This window comes from Catenibacterium sp. (assembly GCF_052354645.1).
In the GTDB taxonomy this organism is placed as follows: domain Bacteria; phylum Bacillota_I; class Bacilli_A; order Erysipelotrichales; family Coprobacillaceae; genus Catenibacterium; species Catenibacterium mitsuoka_A.
In genome coordinates this window covers 1-2,253 of sequence record NZ_DAWDDM010000309.1, presented here as the reverse complement: position 1 = coordinate 2,253, position 2,253 = coordinate 1, and the positions used below count along the sequence as shown (strand labels likewise).

Here is a 2,253-nt window from a genome sequence, read left to right as displayed (position 1 = left end):
CTTACACTTATTCTGATGCGTATTATTTTCAATTGCTAGGGATGCTTGGAATTAAGTTTTATGGAAACAGAAAAATTGCTCAGGTTAGAGACAATCAAGAGAAACTAAATACGACATATAGTGAATTGTTAACAATTCATATCATTATGGGAATTCTGGCGTGTTTGTTATATGCTGTATATATAGTTCTTTTTGCTGGAAAATATAGGATTTATTCTGCAATTCAGGGATTGATGGTTATTGCAACATTATTTGATGTAAGTTGGTTCTTTTTTGGAATAGAAAATTTCAAATTGAATGTCACAAGAAATACAATTATAAAAATAATATCGGTTGCTTGTATTTTCCTGTTTGTAAGAGAAAAAGGTGATTTATGGAAATATATTGTAATTATGGCAACTTCACAAGCGGCAGGGGAATGTATAATGTTTTTCATTGTACCTCAATATGCGAAGTACCGATTGCCAAAATGGACTGATTTAAAAAAACATGTTAAGCCATTGCTAATTTTATTTATTCCTGTAATATCGACAAGTTTGTTTAAATACATGGATAAGATAATGCTTGGTAGTATCGGAAATAAAGTTGAGTTAGGACTATATGATAATGCCGAAAAAATACTCAATATTCCATTAAGCGTGATATTGGCGTTTGGTAGTGTTATGTTGCCAAAAATGTCTAATTTAATTGCAAATAACAATATTAAACAGTGCAATAATTATATGAAAATATCAATTAATTATATGATCTGTATTGCAATTGCTATGAGTGCAGGAATGGCAGGAGTATCACATATTTTTGCCCCAGTATTTTGGGGAAGTGAATTTTCAAAGTCCGCAGATATTATTGCTCTACTATCAATAACATTGCCATTTTCAACGTTGGCTAATATTGTTAGAAATCAAGATTTGATTCCTAATAATAAAGATAAACAATATACTTATGCTATTGTATCAGGAGCATGTGTTAATTTATTGATTAATTGGTTGTTAATTCCTAGATTTCAATCTTACGGAGTTGCAGTAGGGACTGTGGTAGCGGAGATTACTGTTTGTGTTGTTCAATTTAAATTTGCTAGAAAAGCATTTGATTATAAAAAATATGTACTTAATGCCCTGTGGTTTATAATACCTGGTGTAGTAATGTATTTTGTGGTTGCGAAAATAGGAGACGTTTTAGGCGTTCATATTTATACATTGCTTATTCAAATATGTTTGGGAGCATTATTATATAGCGTAATTGCGCTCTGGCATTTGATTAGAATTCATGATGAGGAAATTATTAGTATTATAGAAAAAATAAGGGGGAGAATATAAAAATGAAAAATAATATTGATAAAAAAGTGGTAATTTAAAATAACTGGGGGTTTATATATTTAATTATCACGTAGTAAGGGGTGAAATCTCACCCTCTTATTTCTATATAGTCTAGAAGTCTATTTCAGAAATATTTAAATCTAACGATGATTCTTCATCGTTTTTTTATTAGGAATACTGAATATTATCAATTCGGTTAGAAATAGACTCCAGACGAATGAGAATATCTTCTAAAACTTCATTTTCCCCAAGTATTACTGGTTCATTATTCTTATTAACAATAAGTTCAAACATCTTCCACATATTATTTACCATCTTTTCTGATGTTTGTTTAATAGAAGGTTGTATCCACATTTAATGTATAAAGAATACGATTGCTAAATCTCTCTCAGTTAAAATAGTCGTTTGAGGTATGTTTGAGGAACTTGATGGACTTGTTTCTGTTTTCGACGATGACAGGGTTCATCTTTCTATTTGCCTTGTCATCCACAATTATGAAGCTGTTGATGATCTCTTTTTTCCAGTTGGTAAGAGTATTCGCAAAAGGGCTGATCTCTACAACGGTGCTGCTTCTGAAATCAATTATGATCTTCTCAAGCTGTTTCTTTTCAGTGTCATAAGTGCAGTAATCATAGAAATAGGTTACATCATTCTTTAGATAGAATGCTTCCTCAAGTTCATCATAAATAGCCAGCATATAAAAGAGTAAGTTTGGAAACTATATTTGACGCAATTCTTCAGTAGCATCCAAGGGCTGAATCTAAACCCTTTAAGAAGTTCGAAACATTACACGAATTGTAAGAATTCGAAAAAATAATTACGGAATTCGATATGTACATTTAAATATTTCAATAAGTGAAGCAAAAAGGCTTAACAACGGTATAAAATGGACCCTGTAAAAAGGACACGATAAAAAAAGGATATTTATTTCGTGACC

General features: G+C 30.8%; 3 protein-coding genes. 1 reads left to right on the top strand and 2 read right to left on the bottom strand.

Features of this window, described 5'->3' with window-relative positions:
- On the top strand, positions 1-1,316 hold a 1,316-nt coding region (locus ACT8VG_RS10390; RefSeq protein WP_444195826.1), incomplete at its 5' end, for an oligosaccharide flippase family protein.
- Positions 1,317-1,484: 168 nt separating this feature from the next.
- Here the strand turns inward: ACT8VG_RS10390 and ACT8VG_RS10385 are convergent.
- Together ACT8VG_RS10385 and ACT8VG_RS10380 are read right to left on the bottom strand one after the other, a co-directional pair.
- Positions 1,485-1,670, bottom strand: coding sequence for a hypothetical protein (locus ACT8VG_RS10385; RefSeq protein ID WP_444195825.1), 186 nt, complete (start codon positions 1,668-1,670; stop codon positions 1,485-1,487).
- Positions 1,671-1,704: 34 nt separating this feature from the next.
- On the bottom strand, positions 1,705-2,013 hold the full coding sequence (locus tag ACT8VG_RS10380) for a transposase (RefSeq protein ID WP_444195824.1): 309 nt from the start codon (positions 2,011-2,013) through the stop codon (positions 1,705-1,707).
- Positions 2,014-2,253: the final 240 nt, after the last annotated feature.

What these genes read in the sequence shown, in the direction of transcription:
- ACT8VG_RS10385 (WP_444195825.1), bottom strand. Translation starts at nt 1,670, where the DNA reads ATGTGGATACAACCTTCTATTAAACAAACATCAGAAAAGATGGTAAAT.
- ACT8VG_RS10380 (WP_444195824.1), bottom strand. Translation starts at nt 2,013, where the DNA reads ATGCTGGCTATTTATGATGAACTTGAGGAAGCATTCTATCTAAAGAAT.